This is a genomic window from Lactiplantibacillus mudanjiangensis (assembly GCF_005405385.1).
GTDB classification, from domain to species: domain Bacteria; phylum Bacillota; class Bacilli; order Lactobacillales; family Lactobacillaceae; genus Lactiplantibacillus; species Lactiplantibacillus mudanjiangensis.
Window position 1 is genome coordinate 40,820 of the sequence record NZ_BJDY01000002.1, and the last position, 25,352, is coordinate 66,171.

The window sequence follows — 25,352 nt, forward strand, 5'->3', positions numbered from 1 at the left end:
TAACTAGTTTGACATCATCTACAGGGAAGTGAGCCATCGATTGCGAGCTCACTGGTGGTGCTGATTAGTGAATTCACTCTCTGAGCTGAAATTGGGCGTTTTGATTAAACAAATAATTTTCCGGTGCCACCGATCGTTATGCGGTGAAAGTGCGTTGTTTCATGACTTAGTGTCATTTGGAGACAACGAACAAGGGTGGTACCGCGATAACCTCGTCCCTTTTTAGGATGAGGTTTTTTTGTGTCGAAAAACGTGAGTAAAGATATTGGAGGAAGACTATGAGCTTACAAGATCGGTTAACTGAACTACGCGATCAAGGCTTGGCAGACATTAAGTCCGCTGATGTTTTGAACAAAGTCAACCAAATCAAGGTTGATTTGTTAGGTAAAAAAGGACCTATCACCGAAGTATTACGTGGGATGCGCGACTTAACTCCTGAAGAACGACCAAAAGTTGGGGCTTATGCCAACGAGATCCGTGATCACTTGCAAAATGCGATTGATCATCGGCGGTCTGAATTAGAAGAAGCTGCGGTTAACGCACAATTGGCTGCAGAAAAGCTAGACGTGACCTTACCAGGTCGGACGGTTCCTCAAGGCCAACCACATGTGATTACCCAAATTATCACTGAATTAGAAGACTTATTCATCGGTATGGGTTACGAAATTGAAGACGGGGATGAAGTTGAAGAAGATTATTATAACTTCGAACGTTTGAACTTACCTAAGGATCATCCCGCTCGTGATATGCAAGATACGTTCTACATCACCAAGGAAGTCTTATTACGGACCCAAACGTCAGCCGATCAACCACGCGCATTGGAAAGTCATGACTTTTCAAAGGGCCCATTGAAGGTGTTAACCCCCGGCCGGGTTTATCGTCGGGATACAGATGATGCCACGCATTCACATCAATTCCACCAAATTGAAGGGTTAGTCGTTGATAAACATATTACGATGGCTGATTTGAAAGGTACGTTGACTTTGGTTGCCAATACCTTATTCGGTGATCAATTTGACGTGCGGTTACGTCCAAGTTACTTCCCATTCACGGAACCTTCTGTTGAAGCCGATGTGACTTGCTTTAACTGTAATGGTAAGGGCTGTGCCGTCTGCAAGCAAACCGGTTGGATCGAAGTCTTAGGGGCTGGGATGGTACATCCACGCGTCTTAGAAATGTCCGGCATTGACCCTGAAGTCTACGGTGGTTTTGCCTTTGGTTTAGGACCAGATCGTTTTGCAATGTTGAAGTATGGGGTTGATGATATCCGTAACTTCTACTTAAATGATGTTCGGTTCTTGTCACAATTCTACAAGAAAGGTTAGGCGGCCCAGATGAAAATTTCTTATGCATGGTTACGCGATTATTTACAATTGGATATTCCGGCTGATGAATTAGCCGAAAAGATTGAACGGACAGCCGTTGAAGTTGACGGTGTGATTCGTCCTAGCGAAGGCTTGAAGAAAGTTGTCGTTGGGCATGTCTTGGAATGTGTTGAACATCCTGATTCAGATCATTTACACATTTGCCAAGTTGATGTTGGTGAAGAAGAACCGATCCAAATCGTCTGTGGCGCACCGAACGTGGCTGCTGGCGAAATGGTGATTGTGGCTTTACCAAATTCTTGGATTGGCGGGCATACTAAGATTAAGCGTAGTAAGATGCGTGGCGTCGTCTCTAACGGGATGTTATGTGCCTTAGACGAATTAGGTTTTGATGAAAAGTTAGTGCCAAAAGAAGTGGCGGATGGGATCTTTATTTTGCCAGCCGATGCCACTCCTGGCGAACCGGTTTTCAGTTACTTAGGGATGGATGATGAAATCATCGACATGTCTGTTACACCTAATCGTGGGGACATGTTGAGCATGAATGGCACGGCACATGAGTTAGCCGCTATTTATGATCAAACTCCAAAGATGCCAACAGTTGCTTTGACTGAGGATGCCAATGATTTAGCGGATGACGCCTTAACCGTTACCGTTGAAGCAGATGAACATGACGTGCCAACTTATAAGATGCGGTTAATCAAGAATGTCACGATTAAACCAAGTCCATTGTGGCTTCAAATTCGGATTTGGAATGCCGGTATGCGGCCAATTAACAACGTGGTCGATGCGACAAACTACATCTTGATGCAATATGGGCAACCATTGCACGCTTTTGACTACGATAAGTTGAGCGCAGGTCATGTGAATGTTCGTTTGGCTAAAGCAGGCGAAAAATTAACCACCTTAGATGATGAAGAACGTGACTTATTGCCAACTGATTTGGTTATTTGTAGCGATGATCAACCGATTTGTTTAGCTGGGACGATGGGTGGCTTAGCTACTGAAGTCACTAACGAAACCACAACGATTGCGCTAGAAAGTGCCGTTTTTGATGCTGTTCGTGTTCGGAAAACAGCGCATAACCATGGCCTACACAGTGAAGCATCAATGCGTTACGAACGCGGCATTGACCACAGTGCCACGCAAACGGCGTTAGATGCCGCCGCTGCGATGATTGCTGAATTAGGCGATGGGACGGTTGCCACTGGGACAGTCGCTGGCCGTGAAGAAACGATTGCGCCCGTTGTCGTTGATATCACCTTATCACGAATTAATCATGTGTTAGGGACCGACTTGACTATGGATACTGTTGCGGATATCTTCCGTCGTTTAGACTTCCCAACGACTATTAATGAAGACACGTTAACAGTCACAATTCCAGCTCGTCGTTGGGATATTCACATTCCTGCTGACTTGATTGAAGAAGTGGCCCGCTTATATGGTTATGACAACTTGCCTTCAACGTTACCAACCGGTCAACCAACGATTGGTAAGCTAAATGAAACGCAACAATTGATTCGCGATACGCGGAAGTTGATGGAAAGTGCTGGCTTAACGCAAGCCATCAGTTATTCATTGACGACGCCAGCAAAAGCACAAGCCTTTGAGTTACATGCGAGTGAAGTCACTAAGTTAGACTTCCCAATGAGTTCTGAACGCTCAGCGTTACGGTTGAACCTCATTTCAGGCTTGTTAGATGATTTAGCTTATAACAACGCCCGTAAAGAACAAGATGTGGCGTTGTACGAAACTGGTCGGGTCTTCTTTAGCCAACCAGAACAAGTTCGCCCACACGAAGTTGAACATTTAGCTGGGGCCATTACAGGGTCAATGGTACCTGCTGAATGGGGAATTGCGGCGCAACCAATTGATTTCTATCAAATCAAAGGGATTGTTGCGGGTTACCTGAAGAGTTTAGCGTTAGCTGATCCAATCACTTATGTGGCTAGTGCAGATCATCCAGAAATGCATCCGGGTCGGACTGCTGATATCTATGTTGGTGATCGCTTGGTTGGGTTTGTGGGACAAGTTCATCCAAATACGACCAAAGCTTATAAGATTCGGGAAACCTATGTCTTTGAACTTGATTTGGCAGCCTTGATTGCCTTACCAAAGGAACGGCAACAATATCAACCAATCTCGAAGTTCCCAAGTATCACGCGGGACGTGGCCATGTTAATCAATGATGACATTACTAATGCACAAGTGGTTGACTTGATTACGGACAAGGGTGGGGCGCATTTGCGTTCAGTTAAACTCTTCGACGTTTATAACGGTAAGCATGTCCCTGCTGGGAAGAAGTCCTTAGCATACACGTTGACCTATCAAGATCAAAATGCCACTTTAGTGGATGATGATGTGACAGCTGCCTTCGATAAAGTTTTGAAGGCGTTGACCACTGAGTTCGATGCTGAAATTCGTTAATTAAATATGATCAGGGAGTTTGGGGCGTGATTGTGCCTCAAGCTCCTTTTTAGATATATTGATGAAATACTCTAAAAAAAGTTAAAAGTCTGTCAGAGTTAGTGCAAAGCGGCGGTCAGTTTTGTATAATTGACAAGATGAACTAACTAGATGGAGGGGCGAATTTTGAATAACGATCAAAATAACCAAGATAAACCGGAAGAAAAAGCTCACGAAACGCCGGTGCAACCTAACCGGACGCTTCAAAAGCAACGGAAGTCATTTTCTAAACGCGTCATTGGTGGCGTCGTTGGTATTTTAGTGGCTTTGTTGGTGATTATCGGTGTGCTGGGGTATCGCTACTTTGATAATGCGACTCAGCCATACAATAAGAGTGACACGCGCGTTGTGCAAGTTGAGATTCCTTATGGTGCCAATAGTAAAAAGATTGCGGAAATCTTACAATCAAAACACGTGATTAAGAGCGGTTTTGTATTTGACTATTGGACCAAGGCCCATAACTTATCTAACTTTCATGCGGGTTATTACCAATTGAAACCATCAATGTCTTTAGCGCAAGTCGCTAAAGCGTTGAACAAGGGTGGTTCTTCTGAACCAATCCAAAGTTCCACCGGTCGCGTATTGGTTGTTGAAGGTAGTCAAATTAAGACGATTGCTAAAACCATTCAGAAACAAACCGATTTTACATCCAAGGAATTCTTAACATTGATGAAGGATCAAACCTTTATCAAGACCTTAGCTAAGAAGTATCCTGACTTATTGGGTTCTGCCATGAAAGCGAAGAACGTCCGCTATCGCTTAGAAGGTTATCTCTTCCCCGCAACTTATACGGTGGGCAAGAAGACCACGTTGAAAGCGTTAGTGACGCAAATGGTTGGTAAGACGGATGACGAATTACAACCGTACTACAAGCAAATCAAGAAGTCGAAGATGTCCGTTCAAGAAGTCATGACCTTAGCCTCACTCGTTGAACGCGAAGGAAGCACGACTAAGGATCGCCGCTTGATTGCTGGGGTCTTCTTGAATCGGATCGATGCCAAATGGCGATTAGACTCTGATATTTCCGTGTTCTATGCGATCAATTCCGATAAGTCGACGTTAACAAATAAAGATTTACAAAATAAATCACCATATAACTTACGGTTACATTTAGGCTATGGCCCTGGACCATTTAACAGTCCTAGCTTAATCTCGATCAAAGCGGTCTTAGATCCAGCCAAGCGTAGTAAGGATTACATGTACTTCGTTGCTGACTTGAAGACGGGTAAAGTTTACTATGCTAAAGATGCGGCTGGACATGCTGCAAATATTCAAAAAGTTGCCAAACACAACGAATCTAGTAATTAAGAATGAGGCTAAATGAAATGAGTGAAACCAAACATCGCCGACCCATCGTTATTGGGGTGACTGGTGGTTCCGGTAGTGGGAAAACGACTGTTAGCAAAGCAATCTATAATCAGTTATCCGGACAATCATTGCTAATTTTGCAACAAGATTCCTACTATAATGATCAAGCTGACATGACGATGGCTGAACGTCGGGCCGTTAACTACGATCATCCATTGGCATTTGATACGGATTTGATGATTGAGCAAATTAAAACGTTGCTTGATTACAAACCAATTGAAAAGCCAGTCTATGATTACGAACAATCAACGCGTAGCAGTGAAACGATTCATCAAGAACCACGTGATGTCATTATTGTGGAAGGCGTCTTGATCTTAGATGATCAACGTTTACGAGATTTGATGGATATTAAGGTTTTCGTGGATACAGATGATGATATTCGGATCATTCGCCGGATTCAACGTGATATCAAGGAACGTGGTCGGACCTTAGATTGGGTGATTGAACAATATTTGGCGACCGTTAAACCAATGTATCACCAATTTGTGGAACCAACCAAGCGTTATGCGGACATTATTGTGCCCGAAGGTGGCGAAAATGAAGTTGCCATCGATTTGTTAACGACCAAAGTTCGTTCTATTTTGTAAACTAAACGCTCAGACTATAAAAATTTGGGTGAGAGAGTTTACAATTAAAAACTGACATGGTAGGCTGGTCAATGTTAACTATACAAGAACTAGAGGAGTGGACACAGTGGCTGAAGATAAAACATATCCAATGACCGAAGAAGGTAAGGTTAAGCTCGAACATGAACTTGAAGACCTTAAACTTAACCAACGGCCAGAAATTATTAACCGCATTAAGATTGCGCGGAGTTACGGTGATTTATCCGAAAACTCTGAATATGAATCAGCAAAAAATGAACAAAGTTTATTAGAAAACCGAATTAAAACGGTTGAACACATGATTCAATACGCAGAAATTATTGATAGCGAACAAATCGATGCAACCGAAGTTTCGGTTGGTAAGATTGTGACCTTTCAAGAATTGCCTGATGAAGAACCTGAAAGCTACACCATTGTTGGTGCGGCCGAAGCTGATCCAATGGGAGGCAAAATCTCAAATGACTCTCCAATTGCTAAGAGCTTAATTGGCCATCACGTCAATGATGAAGTTAGCATTGCGATTCCAGTTGGGACGATGCAAGTGAAGATCTTAAAGGTTGAAAATGCCTAGATAAATTAAAAGCCACTAACGTCAAAGCGATGTTAGTGGCTTTTTTGTAAAAAGGAGGATCAAAATGGATTATTTGCTTTTACTTCGAGGGGTGAATGTTGGCGGCAAAAGTCGGGTGCCGATGGCTGAACTTCGGGATCAGTTGACAGCTGCCAACTTTACGAATGTGCGCTCATATATTAATAGTGGTAATTTGATGGTGACGAGTTCATTGGACCAAGCCACTTGTGAACGAGTGATTGTGCAAGTGTTAGGTGAGCAGTTTGCTTTTGAGATCCCGTTTAGATTAGTGGACAAACCGACTTTTATCGCGACACTAAAACAAGCACCGGCATGGTGGGGTGCTGATCCACAATTACGACACAATGCCTTGTTTAAGTTATCCACCTATGACACCGCACTTGATGAGTGGTTAACACAACATGTGACGACTGATTACGATCAAATTTCAATTACACCAACCGTTATTTTTTGGACCTCAACCTTCAAAGTGAACTATAGTCGGTCATTTTATGCCAAAATAACGGGCACACCGTTTTATAAACAGACTAGCGCACGTAATTACAATACCACGATGAAGTTAAAACAATTGTTGCTATAGGTGAGATCAATATGCCCTCACACTTGGTTATGATGGGTTACTAAACTAGTTAGCAGCCACAAATATAACCGGAGTCAACCAGTGATGGTGCCAGCTGTGAGAACATCGTTAGTCCGGGTGGCTTTCCCGGTCTTACGATGTGGACGACTTTTGAGACTGGCGGTTTGGGCTAGGCTTAAAAGCGAGGTGGAAGCCCGCATTTTGGGCTGGAATCGGTCCCCACAGCAGGCAGAATCACTGGCTGACGTAGGTGGTTAATTTAGGTATCTTCTAATATTTATAGCCGAAACGTGCGACAAAAGACTGCTCCCTCCGCTTAGCTACGGAATAAGAACGATTGAAAGTGCACAATCATTCTTATTCCTAGGCTATACTCGGTAGCAAAGCGTCTTTTGTCGCACGCTATAGATTACAGATAATTTAAAGTTAAACCAGATAGTGAGAGTCGTCCGGTGAGCGTAATTCGTGGACCAGCCGTGGTTGGTTCGCCAATGGTTTCGATGTGACTCATGTTGTTGGCTAATTCAACTTGAACTTGCCAAGTTTTAGGTAGGTAGAGTTCAACGCCAGATAGCGACACGTCCAAGTTAATAATGGCAGTGTTGTCGGCTAAAGTCACATCATCAAAGTAAATCTTTGCACCGCCAGTGGAAACGCGGATATTGGCGGTTGCCAGGGCTTCGCTGTGAATGTAACGAATACTGTTACTCATCGATAAATCAAGGTCAACGTGAGCATCATCAATGGTGGCTGTCGATTCGGTCGTCCAGTCGTCATGATGATGATGACTAAAATTTTGGCCGTGGTGCGCCCAGCGTTTTACTAATGCCCGATGCGGTGTAAAGATCAAATTGAGGCCAATACTGAGTAGGACGGCCGCACCTAAAATGGTCCAAGGAACGAGGTTAGTAATGCCTAATGGTTTTGCGTAGAGCATCGCCAGAAAGGCTAGAGAAAAGACGCTACCGGTAATCATCATGTAGCGTAAGCTGTTGAGCAAGACAGCGACTAAGATGATCGTGAGAATTAAAGTACCGACTCCTAAGTGGGCGGCAAAGATACCTAATTGGCTAAGAACTAAGATGATGGCACTAACGAGGAAGAAAATCCCCCAGAACCAGCGTTGACGTTTAAATGGCATATTAAGACTCCTTTTTAGTTAAAATGGCTTTGAGCTGCTGATAATAGCGACGTGATACATAGAGTTGTTTATGAGTCGCTTGAAATTCAATTAAGTTGCCAGTTAGCGACTTCGTTAGTGAATAAATGGCCGTGGTGTTGACAATGGCAGATTTTGATACCCGGAAAAATATTTCCGGCAATTGTTCGGCCAACTCATATAGGCGAGTAGCCGTTTTATAAGCCGCGGTCCGAGTGTGGACACGAATATCATGACCACTGGCTTCGATAAAAATAATCTCGCTTAACGGTAATTGAATCATTTGACCTTGTTGTGAAACGGGTAACGTAGCTGCTGGTGCGGTTAATTTTTCGAGTGCTTGCACGAGCGTCGTCAATTGTTCATCGGCGGCAGGGGCGCGGACTTGAATTTCTGGTGCGCTTAATTGGGGATCGATTTCAACGTGAATCTGCAACCCCATCACCTCCTTGGTGTTATAAGTACACCATATTGCGAATGACTTGTAAATCCGAATCCCCTAAGTGGTCAGTTTTCAGACGCAAGTGGTGCTTTGTGCACTAACCGGCAATGTTGCGTTTTATGGTTGAAAAGGGGACAATAACTGTAAACGATTACAACAAGTGAGGGTGACACGCGTGAAAATTACAATTACAGCGGCAGCGAATCAATGGTTTCATGAAGATATGGGCGTCACACCGGGTAATGGCGTGCGCTTTTATGGTAAAACATATGGCAAAACAGCGGTCCACAGTGGGTTTTCAATCGGATTAGCCCGTGATGACGAACCGCATCAACCAATTGCTAGTACCGTGGTCGATGGGGTGAATTATTATGTTAATGATCGCGATGAATGGTTCTTTAAGGGCTATGATTTGACCGTTGACTATGATGAGGCCAATGATGGGCCTAAGTATGATTATGTGCCAAATAACGAAGATTAAAAAAATGCTACCACAACCATTTTTTGGCTGTGGTAGCATTTTTGCGTTTGACCTAATCGGTTGAGCGACGACGATAACGACGATAGCCAAACCAACCTAAGGTACTTAAAGCTGTCAGACCACTTAAAATGGTGCCGGCAACGAAGTATGGTGGGCGATACGTTAAGGTCACGGTATGTTTACCTTTGCTAAGTGGTACGGCGACAAACGTATTAATCACTTTGTGTGTCTTAACGGTCTTGCCATCAACTTTGGCGTGCCAACCTTTTGAATAAGGAATGGTCGTCATTAAGACTTGATGGTTTTTCTTGATATTAATCGTCCCAGTTAGGCGGCGACTAGTATGCTTGGTGATCGTCCAAGGTGATTTTTGGAGCTTCTTAGCAGACTGTTTGAATTGTTGATTGCTAAGTTTGTATAACGTAAAGTTTTGTAACCAGAGGGACGTTTTCTTCATTTGAATCCCAAAGGTGACGGTCTTACCTTTACTATGCGTCGCAACGTTGACGGCGATGGTATGGCGGTAAGTTGGATATTGTTTCAATGCTTTACCGTTGATATAGAAGCTGGCGTTTGACGTTGACAAGTTTTGACCAAAGGTAATGTAGTAAGAATCATTCGTCTTTGGCGTAAACTTAAAGTAAATCGATCCAGTCTTGGCTAAGTCTTGTTTATTAACTACAGAACCTGTCAAAGTGACCACTTTTTTGACGTTTTGGAAGACGACTTGGTCAAAGTTTTCAGCTGAAATGAGGGCCGAAGTTGAGCGATTGGCCAAGGTTTGATAGATCAATTCTTGACGCGCAATCGGATCACCAGTGGTTTTGGAGACTTTCAAGTTCAAAATCTTATCGGAAGCGCCGAACCCTAACCCTAAAGCGTAGGGATTTTGGTAAACGTTCACTTTTTGATTGCTTAATTGACTAGATTTGGTGTAATAGCGTAAATCGGGCTTGGTGCTGGTAACCGGAATATAACTATTGAAGTTTTCACTGTTTGATACACCTGATGGAATATTTTTATCCATAAAGTACTGCATATCTAGTAAGGAATCGGTAATTAATGTCCCGTTGGAATAGGTGACAACCCCATCTCCATCGGGTTGTCCAATTGAGCCAAAGAAGTTCGGAATAATACTTTCAAAGGTCGAACTAAAATGATCGCCGCCATTATAGTTGGCTTGCAACGGATCATCTTTAGTACGAGTAAACGTCTTACCAATACGGTAGAAGCCACTATTTGAACTTTGAATGCCGCTAACGGTTTTATCCAGAATTTGCGTATAGTCGCCAAATTCACTCTGTGAGACGTATGAAATATTATTGAGCGAAGCAACCGCGTTAGTGGTCATATCAGTAGTGACTAGCACTAATGCGACGATCTGATAGAGCTGCAAGTAACGTCGTTTAGGCGCGACTAATAAGACAAGTGAGATTGCGGCTAAGCCAGCGGTAATCCCGATGTTGCCCATGCTGACATAGGTCACATGTTTGATATTCAAAGCCACTGTAATAAACATTGCGGCGAAGATCCCGAGCGCGACTAATGCTTGCCAAAGTTTGATGGTCAAGTCTTTAGTGATCGCTTGCGCGGCTAACCAGACGACCCAGAAACAAAAGACAAACGAGAATCGGTAAGGATACCAAACTGGAAATTGATCCGCATGCCAAAGTAAGTCTAATGGTTCGAAACAAAATGAGAGTAAGATCACGCCGGTGACGACGAGCGCGCTAAGTTTAACAGGCCAACTTGGTTTGTGGCGCAAAAAGTAAACGATAAAGCCAATGATGGCAATCCAAGCGATATAAACGTTAGGTTGGCCTGATGGCATTTGATCGAAGTTAAAGCTACCAATCACGTACTTGGCGAGCATCTTCCAAGGGGCGTATTCAAATTTCCAACTAATTTTTGTTTCATTATATTGCGCTTTACTTTGTAATAAGGCATAAAAAGTTGGAAAAAGTAGCCAAGCAGATAGTGCGACGCTGACTAAGCCACCCCAGGCAAACTTCCCAATTTGTTGCAGCAACGTTTTAAAGTTGGTCCAGTACTTGGTTGCGGCATACAACCAGTATAAACAACTGAACAAGATAACCATATAACCCATATAATAGTTATCGATTAACATAACGGTTAACCAGCCGGCAAACCAGCGAATTTTACCGGTTTTGAAGAGCCGTTCGAGCCCTAGAATGACCATTGGTAAAATCGCGGTGGTGTCTAACCAGATCAAGTTAAGTTGATTGGCGATCATCCAACCCATTAATGCGTAGACGGTACTGAACATTGGGACTAACCAACCGCTTTGAGTCCGTGTTTTGGTTAGTAACCAGCCAAACGCTAAGCCGGCAAAACCATATTTCAGGATCGTGATGATAAAGATCCCAGTTGTAATTGATTTGCCAGGGAAGGCCAATAAGATCAAGTTGAATGGACTCATTAAGTAGTAAGCCCAGACACCCAACATATCGCCACCAATGGTTTTAGAGAACGAATAAAAAAAGGCGCCAGGATCATGTAAAATCGTATGACGGAAATAAGAGAACATGTCCACATACTGTTGACCCATGTCGACGGTCAATAAACTACTGGAACCAAATGGCGCCATGTGTCGATAAATAAAATAGCCAGTCATTAATATTAATGGCAGCCAAAAACTTAGCCAGAGCGGCCAAGTATGCTTGTCAAAAATACGACGGATTTTCAAAATGCCACCTCAATCCTTAAATGTTTAAGTCTATCGTCTAGGATAGCATAAGTCATGGCTCACGGTCGCCCATTTTGACAAATTAACTTGTGACTGGAAACCGTGTCAGCGCGGCTTAAATGTGAATTTGTGATGAAGTTACCCCATGAATACCAGGCATGTTTAATCAATTATAAAGAAGCTGATAATTTTCGATGTTTGAAATGCGAAATTGAAGGATTTATAGTACACTATTGATTGATAAATGCGCAACCGATACAATAGCATAAGTAGTGCTAATATTTAAGTGCACTAGTTAGTGTTATTAAATTGGTTTGATAATACTAACTAAGTTTAAGAACGGGAGTTTGAGAATTGAAACTGTTTAAAAAAGCATCTGACAACCGTGACCCCAATAAGTCACATATACCATTCCGCCTGAATTTCTTATTCTTCGTGGTCTTTCTATTATTTGCGGCGTTGATTGGCCAATTAGCTTATTTACAAGTGGATTATGGTCAAAAATTTGCGACGGCCGTTAACTCAGCGAACAATACGACCGCCACAGCGAGTGTCCAACGTGGATCGGTCTATGATTCGACTGGTCGAGTTTTGGTTGGGAACAAGTCTCACCAAGCAATCCAATATACGAAAGGACTCAATGTGGCCTCGTCTAAGATGTATACGATTGCCACTAAGTTAGGTCAATACTTAACGATCTCAACGAGTAGTTTAACGGATCGAAACAAAGCCGACTATTACTTGTCTAATAAGTCGAACTTAAAGGCCGTAGCTAAAAAGGTTAAAACGTCAACTGATTCAGATGTGCTCTATGATCGTGAAGTCACCTACACTGAAAAGAACTTAATTCAGAATATGACGTCGGCGGATAAGAACGCGGCGGCTATTTTTGCCAAGATGAGTGCGGCCTATTCATTATCAACAGTTAACATCAAGTCAACCGGTGTTTCCAGCACGGAATTGGCTGAGATTGGTGAACATCAATCTGAAATGCCTGGGATTAAAGTCGGGACCAGTTGGACGCGAAGCTATCCAAATGGGACCAGTATTACCAGTGTGCTAGGGACCGTTACCACTGAAAAGCAAGGGTTGCCAAGTGATAACATTAAGACGTTGTTAGCTGAAGGTTACTCTCGTGATGATTCAGTTGGGCAAAGCCAATTAGAAAAACAATACGAAAACGTTTTGAAGGGGACTAAGTCACAAACTGAAGTCAAAACTCAAGACGGTGTGATTCAAAAAGAAGTTAAAAAGTATGGTGGTCAAAAGGGTGATAACCTGAGTTTGACGATCAATGCGAAGTTCCAAAAAGCGGTTCAAAGTATCATGATGTCTGAAACGAAGTCAGTTGGTGCCAATAATCCATACTTACCTGGTGCTTATGCGGTTGTCATGAATCCATCGACCGGCGCGATTTATGCGTTGGCTGGTGCGAGTCGGAATATTTCAACTGGAAAAGTGACCGAAAACGCCTTAGGAACGATTAACCAGACCTTCGTTATGGGGTCAGTTGTTAAGGGTGCTACGGTTATGGGTGCCTTGCAATCTGGTGTTATTACGCCAACGAACAATACGTTGACTGATATGCCAATTAAGTTGGCTGGGACCGCCTCAAAGACGTCTTGGTTTAACAAGACTGGGAGTGCCAACCTATCATTAGGGGCCTCTGAAGCCATGGAAGTTTCTTCTAACTCGTACATGATGCAGTTAGCGATGAAGGAAGGCAATTACTCATATGCTTCAGGTAAAGCTTTGACGATGTCAACGTCAGTGTTCTCAAAACTACGTGGTTACTTCAATGAATTCGGTTTAGGTGTTAAGACTGGTGTTGATTTACCAGGTGAATCAACTGGTTATGAAGGGTCATCTAGTCAGACTAATATTGGTAAAGCGTTAGATTTATCCTTTGGGAACTACGATGCCTATACCACGATTCAAGTGGCCCAATATATCTCAACCATGGCCAATGGTGGTCGGCGGATCGCGCCACATATTGTGTCTGCGGTTACTGGGACTAATGCTGATGGGACGCAAGGTAAAGTGAAGACTAATGTGACGTCTCGAGTCTTAAATACGGTTGATGTGCCATCATCTTACTTCGATATCGTGCAAAAAGGGTATTATTTAGTGGTTCATGGGACGAGTACTTATAAGACCGGTGGAGCCTTATCAAGCTTGTCACCAGCTGTTGCAGCCAAGTCTGGGACTGCCGAAACGTATCATGGTTCAACGGCAACTGAAACGTTGAGTTTAGCGACGTATGCACCATACAACAATCCTAAGGTTGCGATTGCGATCGTCTTCCCTGGGATGAACTCTAGTGGTGGGACTGCTAACATGGATACTGCTAAGTTGATCTACAAACAATTCTGGAAGTACTATTCTAAATAATTAAATTTCCGTTTTTTGATACCAGTATCTTAATTGATACTGGTATTTTTAGGTTATTAATGGTATAGTAATTCAAGTTAAGGGCTCCAGCCCTGTATTATGCGAATGAGTTTGGAGGGTCAACAACATGCGGGTACACATTACTTTAGAATGTACAGAATGCCATGAACGTAACTACTTATCTTCAAAGAACCGCCGGAACAATCCGGACCGAGTTGAATTTAAGAAGTATTGTCCACGGGAACACAAAGTTACATTACATCGCGAAACTAAATAACAACAGGGTTACCTGTTGTTTTTTATGCGACATTGTCATCAGACAATGGGTATCTCATTTGTTAGCAAATGGTCGGTTGCTTGGCAATCGTCCGTGTTGATGAATGAGATTTTTTAGTATTAACGGTTAAATAATCAACGGGCATCTTGGGAGGATTTAACTGCGATGATAGATAAAAAGGCGTTTCGAAAGCAACAGATTGAACGGTTATCACAGATGACGACTACTGTACGCCAAAGTCAGTTGATGAGCTTACAACAGCAGTTACTGGCGAGTTCAGCCTGGCAACAAGCTAAGGTGGTTGCTATGACGATTAGCAGTGATATCGAAGTTGACACTGCCCCATTGATTAAAGCGGCTTGGGACGCTGGCAAGCAGATTGTGATACCACAGACGTTACCTCATCGTCAAATGGCGTTTAAGCCATATACCGCGACTAGTCGGCTTGAACGAACCGCTTTTGGTATCTTAGAGCCGGCTGACGGACCGATCATCGATAAATCAGCAATCGATTTAATCTTAGTTCCAGGTTTGGGCTATAGTCGTGATCAACATGCCCGCATTGGTTTTGGTGGTGGCTACTATGATCGTTACTTGGCGGATTATCCCGGTGTGAAATTAACCCTGGCCTATCAGATTATGGCGTTTGACCATGCTGAATGGCCGGTCGATGAATATGATGTTTTATTAGACGAATTAATCGTAGCAGAGGATGGTGTTAACAACGGACGTTAAACGATGGTGGCACACACAACCAGCCATCACCCAAGTCTTATTAGGACTGACCGTTGGGGTCTTTCTAATTGAATGGCTATTGGGTGGTAGCACGATGACAACCGTGTTATATTTTTTAGGGGCTAAAAATGATCAAGCCATTATTGCCGGTCAATGGTGGCGCTTTATCACGCCGGTATTCTTACATATGGGCTTAATGCATATTGCGGTCAATGGCGTTGTCATTTATTTTATGGGCATGCAAATCGAAGCGTTATTTGGCCATTGGCGGATGTTGGTGTTGTATCTCTTAGGTGGGATTAGCGGCAATATCATGAGCTTTGCACTATCACCAGACCAATCAGTTGGTGCTAGTACGGCAATTTTTGCGTTATTTGGAGCATTTTTGATGGTCGGGGAATCATTCTGGGAGAACCCAGTGATTCGCCAATTGACGCAACAATTTTTACTACTGACGGTCGTCAACTTAGTCTTTGATGTTTTCTCAACTGGGATTGATATTTGGGGTCATGTCGGTGGTCTGGCCGGTGGCTTTTTATTGGCTTACGTACTTGGCGTACCGCGGGTGGGACCGATTCCAAAGGTCAAACGAATTTTAGCGGCGGTGGTGTTGATCTTAGCATGGGTCGCGTTGTTGAAATTAGGTTTTACAAACTGGCAATAAACTGTATAATTAATCGAGGATATGCACATGAAAACACTTTACGATGTCCAACAATTACTGAAGCAATTCGGCGTTTATATTCACGTGGGCAAACGAGTTTGGGATATTGAATTGATGGCGATTGAGGTTGATCATTTGTATCAATCCGGCGTAATCGATGCCAAGCTCTATGCGCGTGTTAAAATCGTATTGAGTCATGAGCACCGGATCGAAGACACACGGGCGCAAGCTGCGTCCGACCAGAATAATGGAGGGATTTTGTAACATGGATCGCAAATTAATCGGGGTCGACCTTGGCGGTACGACTACTAAGTTCGCTATTTTAACGGAAAACGGTGATATTCAACAAAAGTGGAGTATTGACACCACGATTTTAGATGAAGGGGCTCACATTGTGCCTAACATCATCGATTCAATCAACCATCATATCGACTTATACAAGATGAATAAGTCTGACTTTGTTGGGATTGGGATGGGAACTCCTGGGACAGTTGATATTGCTGCCGGTACTGTTATTGGCGCTTACAACTTGAACTGGAAGACCTTACAACCTGTTAAGGAACAAATTGAAGCCGGAACTGGCATCAAGTTTGTTTTAGATAATGACGCCAATGTGGCTGCTTTAGGCGAACGTTGGAAGGGTGCTGGCGAAAACGGCGATGACGTTGTCTTTGTTACCCTTGGTACTGGTGTCGGCGGTGGGGTCATTGCTGGTGGCCGTTTATTACACGGAACGGCTGGTGCCGCTGGTGAAATCGGTCATGTGACCGTTGAACCAGAAGGCTACATGTGTACTTGTGGCAAACGCGGTTGTTTGGAACAATATGCTTCCGCTACTGGTGTGGTTCACGTGGCACGCGATATGGCTGAAGAATTCTCTGGCGAATCTAAGTTGAAACAACTTTTAGATAACGGTGAAGAAATCAGTTCAAAGATTACCTTCGACTTGGCTAAAGAAGGCGACATTTTAGCTAAGAGTGTCGTTGACAAAGTTAGCTTCTACTTAGGCCTAGCTTTAGGTAACGTGGGTAACACCATGAACCCAGCTTCAATCGTTATCGGTGGTGGCGTTTCAGCTGCCGGCGACTTCTTATTGAAGCAAGTTGACCATTACTTCAAGCAATACACGTTCCCAACAGTTCGGAACACAACTGCTTTGAAGTTGGCTGTTTTAGGCAATGATGCCGGTGTTATTGGTGCAGCTTCATTAGCCACCCAGTTTATTTAAATTAAAATGATTGACGAAAAGAGTTTGGGCAAAACCCAGGCTTTTTTTGTTTCCTCGAATATTTATAGTCAAAAAGCTAAAGGTTGAAAGTTAAATGTATTGGTCGAAACCGTACCAACATTGACTTAAGTTGGATTAAATTGTCACCTACGCCAGCCAGTGATTCTGCCGGCTGTGGGGACCGGTTTCAGCCAAAGTGCGGGCTTCCGCCTCGCTTTTGAGCCTAGTCAAAACCACTAGTCTCAAAAGTCGTCCATATCGTAAAGTCCGGGAAAAATACCCGGACTAACGATATTTCCACGGCCGGCGCCATCATTGGCTGACTCCGGTTGTATTGCGACTACCAATCAATTTCGTAATCACCATCATAACCGAGAGTGAGCTCACATTGAGCCCAGCCGTGGGAGCTCTTGGCGATTTATCGCTTAGAGATCGGCGTTTTTGAAACGCGGTTTAGGCGGTTCAAAACGACGGTTCAGACCGCTTCTTGGCTGAACCGGTCCGCCCACAGCGTTCCGGCTCAATGTGGGCGAACGGTAGGTGGCAAGTATGACTACTTTTGATCGATGAATGCTTATCATATCAACGATTATTGCTAAAACCTAGCTTTCAACCTTTAGTCAAAAAGTACGACAAAAGACTAACAATGCAACCGAGCTACGGCATACGAACGGTTGAAAATACACAATCATTCATATGCCTGGGCTATGCCCGGTAGAAAACTGTCTTTTATCGACTCCTTTTTTCGATAGGTGTTGTTGGCGCTTACGAAATTTATCAATTGCCGCCTAACCGCGGTTTACAGGGCCTAAAGATATGTGTAGAATATAGAAGTAGCAATTTAGGAGGGATACTGTGATTTTAGGAGCAATTAGCGGATTAACAATTGTCAACATCGTCTTGTTAATTTTGATCGCGGCTTATTTTGTGTGGTCATTATATAACTACATTCGGCGGCGTCAAGTGTCAACGATGTTAGAAGAAGAAGACTTTCAAGCTGGGATGCGTAAAGCCCAAGTGATTGATTTGCGTGAAAAGAAAGACTTCGATGCGGGCCATATTTTAGGCGCCCGGAACATGCCATTCACGAATTTTAAGGCACGGATGAGTGACTTACGTGATGACATGCCGATCTATTTGTATGACCAAACCCATAGTTTAAGTACGCGGGCAGTGGTTTTATTAGCTAAACAAGGTTATAAGGATCTTTACATCTTAAAGCCCGGCTATGCAAAATGGGAAGGCAAAACCAAAAAAGCGAAGTATTAAAAAAATGGCGGCCCGAACAAAATTTCTTTGTTCATGCCACCATTTTTTTAATTAACCGTTATGAGCGGAACGACTTTTACGTAGTGCTTTTTTACGGTTGTCTTCAATTTTGTTTTCTTGATCTTCGATTGGATCAACGATTTGTTTCTTGAATGACAAGACGGAACCGATCACGGCACCTGCCGTAGCAACAACACCGAATAAGAAACCGCGTGTAAATGATTTCATAAATAGACCCTCCTAGTAAGTTCTTACGTTTATTATGATTGTTTTGCGGCTGGATAGCAATATAAATAACTTAAATTATATGGGGGCAATTCAAGTGGCAAGAGAATTAACACAAATTATTGCACATCGTGGCAGTAAAGGTACCCGTCCTGAGAATACATTACCGGCCTTTCATGCGGCACTTATGGATGGGGCCGATGGGATAGAAACCGATGTGCATTTATCAAAAGATGGGCATCTCATCATTATGCATGATGAAAAAGTTGATCGGACGACCAATGGTACCGGACGGATTGTTGACCACACCTTGGCCGAGTTAAAGCAACTCGATGCGGGTGGGTGGTACGATGCGGCGTATGCCGGTACCCAAATTCCAACATTGGATGAAGTCGTGCAACTACTTATCCGACAAAAGTTTACCGGTATTTTTAATTTAGAACTTAAAACGAATAAAATTCATTACGAGGGCATCGAAACGATGGTGGCGGATTACTTTAACCATCATGAAGTGCCATTTAAATTAGTCTATTCAAGCTTTTATGGTAAGTCTATCGAACGATTACATGCGTTGCAACCAGATGTTGAATTCGACAGTTTATTTCAAACGAAGTTTAAAACGGCTAAACGATTACACGCCGAACAAATTATTATTGGTTATCATCCCGATATTCGCTGGGTACGACGGCACTGGTTATTATTACCGAAAGTCCAGTTGCGGCCGTGGACGGTGAATACGGAACGTGATATGAAGTTTTGTTACCGCCATCGGTTTGCGGGACTGATTACTGATTATCCTGGTTTAGCCCACCGATTACGGGTCCAAATGCAAGGAGGTTAAAGATTGAAAAAACGAGTCTTACTTATTGCCGGGCCAACCGCGGTCGGTAAAACAGCCTTGTCATTAGATTTGGCACGCCAATTTAATGGTGAAATTATTTCTGGTGACTCAATGCAAGTTTATCGTCGACTAGATATTGGGACGGCGAAAGTATTGCCAACTGAACAGGCAGGCATCCCGCATCATCTGATTGATATTAAGGACGTTCAGCAACGATTTACGGTCGCTGAATTCGTGAGCCGGGCCACCGATTTGATTACGCAATTAAATGCGGCCGGAAAATTACCTATTATTGTTGGTGGGACGGGCTTTTATTTACAATCGTTGTTAGCGGGCTATCAATTTGGACCAACGGATGCTGAACCTGATCTGACTTATCGGCAACATTGGTTTGATTTAGCGGCCGAACAAGGTCCAGATACAGTCTGGCAAGCGTTACAGGACTTAGATCCAGTAGCGGCAGCAACAATTGATCCACATAATACGGTTCGGGTCGTGCGGGCCTTAGAATATCATCAGACGAGTGGCCAATTATTTTCAGCGCAAGCGGATACTGAGACCGATGCGTTAGATGCGTTGACGATTTGTTTAACGGCCGAACGCTCACTATTATATGATCGAATCAATCAGCGGGTTGACCAGATGATGACGACCGGATTATTAGCCGAAGCACAGTGGTTGTATGATCAGGGCGGCATCACACTGCCAGCGGGTAAAGGGATTGGCTATCATGAGCTGTTTCCTTATTTTGCGGGTGAGATTGAACTTGATCAAGCCGTGGCGCAAATTAAGCAAGATTCGCGGCGCTATGCCAAACGCCAGTTAACTTGGTTTAGAAACAAAATGACGGTCGACTGGTATAACTTAATTGAACAGCCCGATGAACTTAATAATATTAAGCAAAACCTCATTAGTTGGTTGAATTAAAAATAATTGGTATACCTCAATAAACAATGTGATATTTTCTTACATGAATGATTGACATTCCACGGTGTGATTGCTACTATTAAGCATGTATTAACGAGGAGGGTCGTCATGAAAGAAAAGGAATTACGTCGTTCACTTGCTGTCCTACCAATTGGTACAGTTATGAAGTTAGCTAGTTTATCTGCACGTCAGATTCGCTATTATGAAGAGCAGGGCTTGATTCAGCCGGAACGCAATGCTGGCAATCGTCGGATGTTTTCGTTAAACGATGTGGATCGGTTATTAGAAATCAAGGATTACTTGGCTGATGGGATTAACATGGCTGGAATTAAAGAAATTTATGCCCAGCAACAGCAAAAAGCTGCGCAACAGGCAGAAGCTTTAGCGCAACCGTTGACAGATATTGATGTTCGGCGAATCTTACATGACGAGTTTCTGAATATCGGGGGTCTCAAGACCAAGGATGGTCCGGAATATCCAACTCATTAATGCGTCTGCACCCAGTTAGTCAATCAATTTAAGGAGCGATTTTCATGGCAAAACAGTATACAAAGGACGATATTCGTAAGATTGTCAAAGAGGAGAACGTTAACTTTTTACGGTTAATGTTTACTGATTTATTTGGGACCATTAAAAACGTAGAAGTACCTGTTTCACAATTGGAAAAATTGTTGGACAACAAATTGATGTTTGATGGCTCTTCCATTGACGGTTTCGTCCGGATCGAAGAAAGTGACATGTACCTATATCCAGATTTATCTACTTGGTTAATCATGCCTTGGAATACGGAACATGGTAAGATCGCTCGGATTATTTGTGAAGTTTACACGGCTGATCGTTTGCCTTTCGAAGGGGACCCACGGAACAACTTAATCCGGGTACTCAGCGATATGCGTGAAGCTGGTTTTACGTCCTTTAATATCGGGACTGAACCCGAATTCTTCTTATTCAAGATGAATGAAAAGGGCGAACCAACCACTGAATTAAACGATAAGGGGAGTTACTTTGACTTAGCCCCAATGGACTTAGGTGAAAACTGCCGGCGTGATATCGCGTTGGAATTAGAACGCCTTGGGTTCAATGTGGAAGCCAGTCATCATGAAGTTGCCCCTGGCCAACATGAAATCGACTTTAAGTATGCAGACGCTTTAAGTGCCGCGGATCATATCCAAACGTTCAAACTCGTTGTCAAGACGATTGCACGGAAGTACAACTTATGGGCAACCTTTATGCCAAAACCACTCAATGGGGTTAATGGCTCAGGGATGCACGTGAACATGTCCTTGTTCCATGATCAAGGCAATGCGTTCTACGACGAAAGTGAACAAGATGAATTGAAATTATCAACGGATGCTTACCACTTCTTAGGTGGGTTAATGAAGCATGCCCGGAGTTACACGGCGGTTACCAACCCAACGGTTAACTCTTACAAACGGTTAGTGCCAGGTTACGAAGCCCCAGTTTATGTGGCTTGGTCAGGCTCAAACCGTTCACCAATGATCCGGGTCCCAAGTGCGCGTGGTTTGTCCACTCGTTTGGAACTACGGAGTGTCGATGCGTCAGCTAACCCATACTTGGCTTTTGCCACAGTCTTGGAAGCTGGACTTGATGGGATTAAGAATGGGATTGAACCACCAAAGAGCGTCGACCGTAACATTTATGTGATGGATGAAGACGAACGTCAAAAGGCCGGGATTGCGGACTTACCATCAACATTGCATAATGCGTTGAAGGAATTCCAAACTGACCCAACGATGAAAAAAGCGTTAGGACCACATATTTATCAAAGTTTCTTGGAAGCCAAACGTCTCGAATGGGCGTCATACCGGCAACAAGTTAGTGAATGGGAACGCGAACAATACATGGAATTGTATTAATCCGTTTTTTCGACAAAAAGAAGTCCTGTGGGGCTTCTTTTTTGTCATCAAATGAAAAAAATTTATAAAATTGAAAAATTAGGCGCACAAACCTTTATTATTGAGCGGTTTTTCGGTAACATTAACAACAGTAACGCAATTCAGCAATTTGCCAATTATCAATGATTGCAAGGAGATTATCATGGAAAAACAAAGTCAGCCTGATCTTGAACAAAACGAACAAGATCAACCTACACGGGCGTTAACCGATAGTTTACAACAAAAGTTGGACTATTTATCAACGTTACGTCAAGCAATTACGGCTGGTGATGACCGATTGATCTACGAATTGATCGATGGTGATCACTATCATCAAGCCTTATTAAATGAAGAACCGAATGCGACGCGCAACACGCAAGTCGATTTGATTACGGATGTTCATCCAGCAATCAGTCATTACCTAAGTACCAAATTAATTGATTATTTGGCGCATGAATACCCATTCTTTTATTACGAAGAAACTCAACTCGGTGAATTCCAGATTTACTTCGGTAACTGGTGGGATCGTCGCCAGTTTGGTAAGTTGAACGTCTTAAAAGTGGCGTTCGAATTTAGCCAAGCTGAATTTAATAAATTACAAAAAACCTTTGAATTAGCCGCGGCCCATAAGCGGTTTAATACTGATGGCATACAACGGATTTCCGCAGCTAACGATCAATTACAAGCTTTAATTGACGCGCAAGATGATCGTGATCGTCAAAAAGATGACTTACGGCAACAGCTCAAAGAAAATGGGCAACGTAATTCACTCTTTGATTCTGGTCGGATCAAGGAAGAACGGCAACAAATTATTGACCAATTAACGAAGTTGGCCGATGAAGATGAACAAGCCAACAATGCCCATGCCACGATGAAAGATAATGAAGCTAAGATTTTGACATTGTCTAAAGAAGACACGATTTTAGCTTATGAAAAGCAAGCGATTGAAACCGCCTTTAAGAGTTTCGAAAACTTTAATGAGCGTAACCGTAGCCTCTATACCGACTACTTGACCACGCTGATTGGAAAGGCCCAGGTCAGTGCTGATGGCGAATGATGAGACGACTAAAATTGATGCGGCGACCTTAAGTACCCATGGTAAACTCTCAATGTTTAACCAAGGGTTGAAGAGTGGCTTAGCTAATGGTCAAAAGTTTACCGAATTGATGGATCAATTAATTGATACCACTGATGGTGAAACGTTGCTCCAAGCAGCGCGGACCTTATCTGACTTTAAGTTAGATTCAGCGTATGTCACGTTCCCACATCAATATCAGAATGCGGATTATTACTTGATCTTTATGAGTCGGTTATTGAGCATGCATGATGATGAACAAGCCATTTTAAATACGCGAGCCCATAGCGAATCGCTATACCACGTATTTGAAGGATTATCCGATGACTATACGTTCTTGTATCAAGTCGTGGATAACGAAAATGGTGGCGCTTATTATCATGAACAAACGACGGGTGAAAACTTGTTCTATGTTCATCTAGAACGCCGTTTGTTGCGGTTTAACAGTCGTGCCTTTACTAACTTGTTTATTAATAAGCTGTTGCTTAAAGGCGTGGGTACCGACCAAATTAACACGGTTTTGGCAACGTTGATCAACTTCGGTCATTACTTGCGTGATGATTTTGGCTTTAATGTGGACTTCAATATTTTGGATGTCGACAATGCGGCGAAATACGAATTACGTGAAGCTAATTTGTCTGGTGAAGTCGTGGATAAACTCTTTGTCACGGCCGCTGAACATGACTATATGTTGCAAAACTCACCAGCAGGTCATGGGGCTGAAATTCAATTGCCGGGGTCACTCGTCGTTGACGTCTTTGATGCTGGTCAATCACAAAAGGCGGATTGGGTGATTACGGTTCACGATCCAGAACAACGGGTATCATGGTTTGATGTCTTGTTGCACTTTGACTTCATGCGGGACTGGTATTTGGAAAATATCGATGCCTTAGAAATTAAAGCGGATCCATTAGTATTTGCTTAATTAATGGGGGAGATTGCATGTTAGATTTAACAAAATTACAACAACAATCGATTCGATTAGATGCCGATATCGCTGCTAAGCAAGGCTTGCATCGCCGACCACAAACGCGGTTGCAAAACGCAATGGTCGCGCTGGATGTTGAACTAGCCGAAATGGCGAATACGTCCGAATGGTTTAAAGTTTGGAAGATTCATAAAGGCAAGGCCGATGCTGACAAAACGCCACATGAGACTTTGTTGAATGAATATGTTGATGCGATGGATTTCTTCTTCTTGGTCGCGGCGATCCAACAATGGACGCACTTAATGCCGATGACGGCGGAAGATTTGGCTGAAGTAGCATCTAAACCTAAGACAGATTTAGATAAGCAATATTTAGCTATTAAGCACTTATTGTATAATGCTTACTTTGATCATCGTCAGGAGAGTTATAAGCATGCTTGGCACGTGTTCTTGAAGATTGGTCTGGTTGAGTTTGGCTTTGATCAGGACGAGATTCAAGCGGCCTTTGTGGCGAAGAATCAAGTGAATGAAGCTCGGCAGGAAAACGATTATTAAAAGGGAAGTGTAGCCTGGAAACGAGGTTACACTTTTTTGATGGCGTGGTAAAAATTAAATTGACAGGTATGGTCGAGTTATCTATAATTAACAATGTTGCGTGCTAAGCGTATGCGATTGTTGTCATGGTAGCTCAACTGGATAGAGCATCCGCCTTCTAAGCGGAGGGTTGTGAGTTCAAGTCTCACTCGTGACATAATTTATGATGAAAAGGAACCTTGCTAAACGTTTTGTTTAGTGGGGTTCCTTTTTTATGCGTGTTATTTGAATGTTCAACCCTACGTGCGTGGGGAATACAAAAAACACTCGCTATGGAGTGCTTTTTTGGTATTTAGTTTTTAAATCCATGCAATGATTTTTAGTTTCATAAAGTTCCCATTTCTATACATATCAAACAGAGAGCGATTGATCCGGCCATAGTAGCTATCTGGATAAGCCAGTATCGTATCGCCCACAAACTTGACAGCCTTACGTTTCTTACTAAAAATGACTTCTCCAATAGCAGAATCATCTTCAACTTGAAACTTATAGTGATACAAATCGTCGTCGTGCTCTGTCAACCACAGCCTAATCATGATCAATGCCCTCCTTCTTTAAAGCCTCACGATAATTATGTAT

General features: G+C 43.0%; 26 protein-coding genes, 1 tRNA gene and 1 other annotated feature (1 of these 28 cut by a window edge). Of the genes, 22 read left to right on the forward strand and 5 right to left on the reverse strand.

Features of this window, described 5'->3' with window-relative positions; genetic code table 11:
- Window positions 1-223: a binding site (T-box leader), on the forward strand; it begins 23 nt to the left of the window's first position.
- A gap of 55 nt (window positions 224-278) precedes the next feature.
- The 6 genes from pheS to FFM84_RS01045 all read left to right on the forward strand — a co-directional run bounded on the left by pheS (window position 279) and on the right by FFM84_RS01045 (window position 6,936).
- Window positions 279-1,325 carry a phenylalanine--tRNA ligase subunit alpha gene (gene pheS / locus FFM84_RS01020; RefSeq protein WP_130843851.1) on the forward strand — a complete coding sequence of 349 codons (1,047 nt, stop codon included), beginning with the start codon at window positions 279-281 and terminating at the stop codon, window positions 1,323-1,325.
- Window positions 1,326-1,334: 9 nt separating this feature from the next.
- Window positions 1,335-3,752 carry a phenylalanine--tRNA ligase subunit beta gene (pheT, locus tag FFM84_RS01025; protein WP_130843850.1) on the forward strand — a complete coding sequence of 806 codons (2,418 nt, stop codon included), beginning with the start codon at window positions 1,335-1,337 and terminating at the stop codon, window positions 3,750-3,752.
- Window positions 3,753-3,902: 150 nt separating this feature from the next.
- Window positions 3,903-5,099, forward strand: coding sequence for an endolytic transglycosylase MltG (mltG, locus tag FFM84_RS01030; protein ID WP_130843849.1), 1,197 nt, complete (start codon window positions 3,903-3,905; stop codon window positions 5,097-5,099).
- Between the two features lie 17 nt (window positions 5,100-5,116).
- Window positions 5,117-5,746 carry a uridine kinase gene (gene udk, locus FFM84_RS01035; protein ID WP_130843848.1) on the forward strand — a complete coding sequence of 210 codons (630 nt, stop codon included), beginning with the start codon at window positions 5,117-5,119 and terminating at the stop codon, window positions 5,744-5,746.
- Window positions 5,747-5,852: 106 nt separating this feature from the next.
- Window positions 5,853-6,335, forward strand: a complete 483-nt coding sequence (gene greA / locus FFM84_RS01040; protein WP_130843847.1) for a transcription elongation factor GreA — start codon at window positions 5,853-5,855, stop codon at window positions 6,333-6,335.
- Window positions 6,336-6,399: 64 nt separating this feature from the next.
- Entirely contained in the window at window positions 6,400-6,936 is a 537-nt protein-coding gene (locus FFM84_RS01045) for a DUF1697 domain-containing protein (RefSeq protein WP_130843846.1), read from the forward strand.
- A gap of 409 nt (window positions 6,937-7,345) precedes the next feature.
- Here the strand turns inward: FFM84_RS01045 and FFM84_RS01050 are convergent, their stop codons facing one another.
- Window positions 7,346-8,077: a LiaF transmembrane domain-containing protein gene (locus FFM84_RS01050; protein WP_130843845.1), complete on the reverse strand. Its 732-nt coding sequence runs from the start codon at window positions 8,075-8,077 to the stop codon at window positions 7,346-7,348.
- A gap of 1 nt (window position 8,078) precedes the next feature.
- Window positions 8,079-8,531, reverse strand: coding sequence for a LytTR family DNA-binding domain-containing protein (locus FFM84_RS01055; protein WP_130843844.1), 453 nt, complete (start codon window positions 8,529-8,531; stop codon window positions 8,079-8,081).
- A gap of 181 nt (window positions 8,532-8,712) precedes the next feature.
- Here FFM84_RS01055 and FFM84_RS01060 point away from each other — a divergent pair, with 181 nt between their 5' ends.
- Window positions 8,713-9,018, forward strand: a complete 306-nt coding sequence (locus tag FFM84_RS01060) for a HesB/YadR/YfhF family protein (protein WP_130843843.1) — start codon at window positions 8,713-8,715, stop codon at window positions 9,016-9,018.
- A gap of 52 nt (window positions 9,019-9,070) precedes the next feature.
- Here FFM84_RS01060 and FFM84_RS01065 read toward each other — a convergent pair whose 3' ends face one another.
- Entirely contained in the window at window positions 9,071-11,725 is a 2,655-nt protein-coding gene (locus FFM84_RS01065; protein WP_130843842.1) for a YfhO family protein, read from the reverse strand.
- 354 nt (window positions 11,726-12,079) lie between these two features.
- Here FFM84_RS01065 and FFM84_RS01070 point away from each other — a divergent pair, with 354 nt between their 5' ends.
- The 7 genes from FFM84_RS01070 (at window position 12,080) to FFM84_RS01100 (ending at window position 18,289) form a co-directional block, all read left to right on the forward strand.
- Window positions 12,080-14,116, forward strand: a complete 2,037-nt coding sequence (locus FFM84_RS01070) for a peptidoglycan D,D-transpeptidase FtsI family protein (protein ID WP_130843841.1) — start codon at window positions 12,080-12,082, stop codon at window positions 14,114-14,116.
- Between the two features lie 127 nt (window positions 14,117-14,243).
- Window positions 14,244-14,393, forward strand: a complete 150-nt coding sequence (rpmG, locus tag FFM84_RS01075) for a 50S ribosomal protein L33 (RefSeq protein WP_003638573.1) — start codon at window positions 14,244-14,246, stop codon at window positions 14,391-14,393.
- A gap of 165 nt (window positions 14,394-14,558) precedes the next feature.
- A complete protein-coding gene (locus tag FFM84_RS01080) occupies window positions 14,559-15,128 on the forward strand; it encodes a 5-formyltetrahydrofolate cyclo-ligase (protein WP_225425233.1) in 570 nt (189 codons plus the stop codon).
- Window positions 15,106-15,792 (forward strand): rhomboid family intramembrane serine protease, encoded by a 687-nt coding sequence (locus FFM84_RS01085; protein WP_130843840.1) that lies wholly within the window; start codon window positions 15,106-15,108, stop codon window positions 15,790-15,792. Before FFM84_RS01080 ends, FFM84_RS01085 begins: the two co-directional genes overlap by 23 nt.
- 27 nt (window positions 15,793-15,819) lie before the next feature.
- On the forward strand, window positions 15,820-16,056 hold the full coding sequence (locus tag FFM84_RS01090; protein ID WP_130843839.1) for a YqgQ family protein: 237 nt from the start codon (window positions 15,820-15,822) through the stop codon (window positions 16,054-16,056).
- 1 nt (window position 16,057) lies between these two features.
- Complete coding sequence (locus FFM84_RS01095; RefSeq protein ID WP_130843838.1) at window positions 16,058-17,020, forward strand: ROK family glucokinase; 963 nt, start codon at window positions 16,058-16,060, stop codon at window positions 17,018-17,020.
- 855 nt (window positions 17,021-17,875) lie between these two features.
- Window positions 17,876-18,289: a rhodanese-like domain-containing protein gene (locus FFM84_RS01100; protein ID WP_130843837.1), complete on the forward strand. Its 414-nt coding sequence runs from the start codon at window positions 17,876-17,878 to the stop codon at window positions 18,287-18,289.
- 51 nt (window positions 18,290-18,340) lie between these two features.
- Here the strand turns inward: FFM84_RS01100 and FFM84_RS01105 are convergent, their stop codons facing one another.
- A complete protein-coding gene (locus tag FFM84_RS01105) occupies window positions 18,341-18,517 on the reverse strand; it encodes a DUF3042 family protein (protein ID WP_130843836.1) in 177 nt (58 codons plus the stop codon).
- A gap of 79 nt (window positions 18,518-18,596) precedes the next feature.
- Here FFM84_RS01105 and FFM84_RS01110 point away from each other — a divergent pair, with 79 nt between their 5' ends.
- From FFM84_RS01110 to FFM84_RS01145, 8 genes are all read left to right on the forward strand, one after another.
- On the forward strand, window positions 18,597-19,355 hold the full coding sequence (locus FFM84_RS01110) for a glycerophosphodiester phosphodiesterase (RefSeq protein ID WP_130843835.1): 759 nt from the start codon (window positions 18,597-18,599) through the stop codon (window positions 19,353-19,355).
- Window positions 19,356-19,358: 3 nt separating this feature from the next.
- Window positions 19,359-20,282, forward strand: a complete 924-nt coding sequence (miaA, locus tag FFM84_RS01115) for a tRNA (adenosine(37)-N6)-dimethylallyltransferase MiaA (protein WP_130843834.1) — start codon at window positions 19,359-19,361, stop codon at window positions 20,280-20,282.
- Between the two features lie 108 nt (window positions 20,283-20,390).
- Complete coding sequence (locus tag FFM84_RS01120) at window positions 20,391-20,771, forward strand: MerR family transcriptional regulator (protein WP_130843833.1); 381 nt, start codon at window positions 20,391-20,393, stop codon at window positions 20,769-20,771.
- Between the two features lie 44 nt (window positions 20,772-20,815).
- Entirely contained in the window at window positions 20,816-22,159 is a 1,344-nt protein-coding gene (gene glnA, locus FFM84_RS01125; protein ID WP_130843832.1) for a type I glutamate--ammonia ligase, read from the forward strand.
- Window positions 22,160-22,340: 181 nt separating this feature from the next.
- A complete protein-coding gene (locus tag FFM84_RS01130; protein ID WP_130843831.1) occupies window positions 22,341-23,234 on the forward strand; it encodes an exonuclease SbcC in 894 nt (297 codons plus the stop codon).
- Window positions 23,224-24,177 carry a hypothetical protein gene (locus FFM84_RS01135; RefSeq protein ID WP_130843830.1) on the forward strand — a complete coding sequence of 318 codons (954 nt, stop codon included), beginning with the start codon at window positions 23,224-23,226 and terminating at the stop codon, window positions 24,175-24,177. Before FFM84_RS01130 ends, FFM84_RS01135 begins: the two co-directional genes overlap by 11 nt.
- A gap of 17 nt (window positions 24,178-24,194) precedes the next feature.
- Window positions 24,195-24,734, forward strand: a complete 540-nt coding sequence (locus FFM84_RS01140) for a dUTPase (protein ID WP_130843829.1) — start codon at window positions 24,195-24,197, stop codon at window positions 24,732-24,734.
- A 122-nt stretch (window positions 24,735-24,856) separates the two neighbouring features.
- Window positions 24,857-24,930: transfer RNA gene (locus tag FFM84_RS01145), tRNA-Arg, on the forward strand.
- Between the two features lie 142 nt (window positions 24,931-25,072).
- Here the strand turns inward: FFM84_RS01145 and FFM84_RS01150 are convergent.
- On the reverse strand, window positions 25,073-25,309 hold the full coding sequence (locus FFM84_RS01150) for a hypothetical protein (protein WP_130843828.1): 237 nt from the start codon (window positions 25,307-25,309) through the stop codon (window positions 25,073-25,075).
- Window positions 25,310-25,352 lie beyond the last annotated feature (43 nt).

Excerpts from the sequence above, each read along its gene's own strand:
- pheS (WP_130843851.1), top strand. The coding sequence starts at position 279 with ATGAGCTTACAAGATCGGTTAACTGAACTACGCGATCAAGGCTTGGCA.
- pheT (WP_130843850.1), top strand. The coding sequence starts at position 1,335 with ATGAAAATTTCTTATGCATGGTTACGCGATTATTTACAATTGGATATT.
- mltG (WP_130843849.1), top strand. The coding sequence starts at position 3,903 with ATGGAGGGGCGAATTTTGAATAACGATCAAAATAACCAAGATAAACCG.
- udk (WP_130843848.1), top strand. The coding sequence starts at position 5,117 with ATGAGTGAAACCAAACATCGCCGACCCATCGTTATTGGGGTGACTGGT.
- FFM84_RS01045 (WP_130843846.1), top strand. The coding sequence starts at position 6,400 with ATGGATTATTTGCTTTTACTTCGAGGGGTGAATGTTGGCGGCAAAAGT.
- FFM84_RS01050 (WP_130843845.1), bottom strand. The coding sequence starts at position 8,077 with ATGCCATTTAAACGTCAACGCTGGTTCTGGGGGATTTTCTTCCTCGTT.
- rpmG (WP_003638573.1), top strand. The coding sequence starts at position 14,244 with ATGCGGGTACACATTACTTTAGAATGTACAGAATGCCATGAACGTAAC.
- FFM84_RS01080 (WP_225425233.1), top strand. The coding sequence starts at position 14,559 with ATGATAGATAAAAAGGCGTTTCGAAAGCAACAGATTGAACGGTTATCA.
- FFM84_RS01085 (WP_130843840.1), top strand. The coding sequence starts at position 15,106 with ATGGTGTTAACAACGGACGTTAAACGATGGTGGCACACACAACCAGCC.
- FFM84_RS01090 (WP_130843839.1), top strand. The coding sequence starts at position 15,820 with ATGAAAACACTTTACGATGTCCAACAATTACTGAAGCAATTCGGCGTT.
- FFM84_RS01095 (WP_130843838.1), top strand. The coding sequence starts at position 16,058 with ATGGATCGCAAATTAATCGGGGTCGACCTTGGCGGTACGACTACTAAG.
- FFM84_RS01105 (WP_130843836.1), bottom strand. The coding sequence starts at position 18,517 with ATGAAATCATTTACACGCGGTTTCTTATTCGGTGTTGTTGCTACGGCA.
- FFM84_RS01110 (WP_130843835.1), top strand. The coding sequence starts at position 18,597 with ATGGGGGCAATTCAAGTGGCAAGAGAATTAACACAAATTATTGCACAT.
- FFM84_RS01120 (WP_130843833.1), top strand. The coding sequence starts at position 20,391 with ATGAAAGAAAAGGAATTACGTCGTTCACTTGCTGTCCTACCAATTGGT.
- glnA (WP_130843832.1), top strand. The coding sequence starts at position 20,816 with ATGGCAAAACAGTATACAAAGGACGATATTCGTAAGATTGTCAAAGAG.
- FFM84_RS01130 (WP_130843831.1), top strand. The coding sequence starts at position 22,341 with ATGGAAAAACAAAGTCAGCCTGATCTTGAACAAAACGAACAAGATCAA.
- FFM84_RS01135 (WP_130843830.1), top strand. The coding sequence starts at position 23,224 with ATGGCGAATGATGAGACGACTAAAATTGATGCGGCGACCTTAAGTACC.
- FFM84_RS01140 (WP_130843829.1), top strand. The coding sequence starts at position 24,195 with ATGTTAGATTTAACAAAATTACAACAACAATCGATTCGATTAGATGCC.
- FFM84_RS01150 (WP_130843828.1), bottom strand. The coding sequence starts at position 25,309 with ATGATTAGGCTGTGGTTGACAGAGCACGACGACGATTTGTATCACTAT.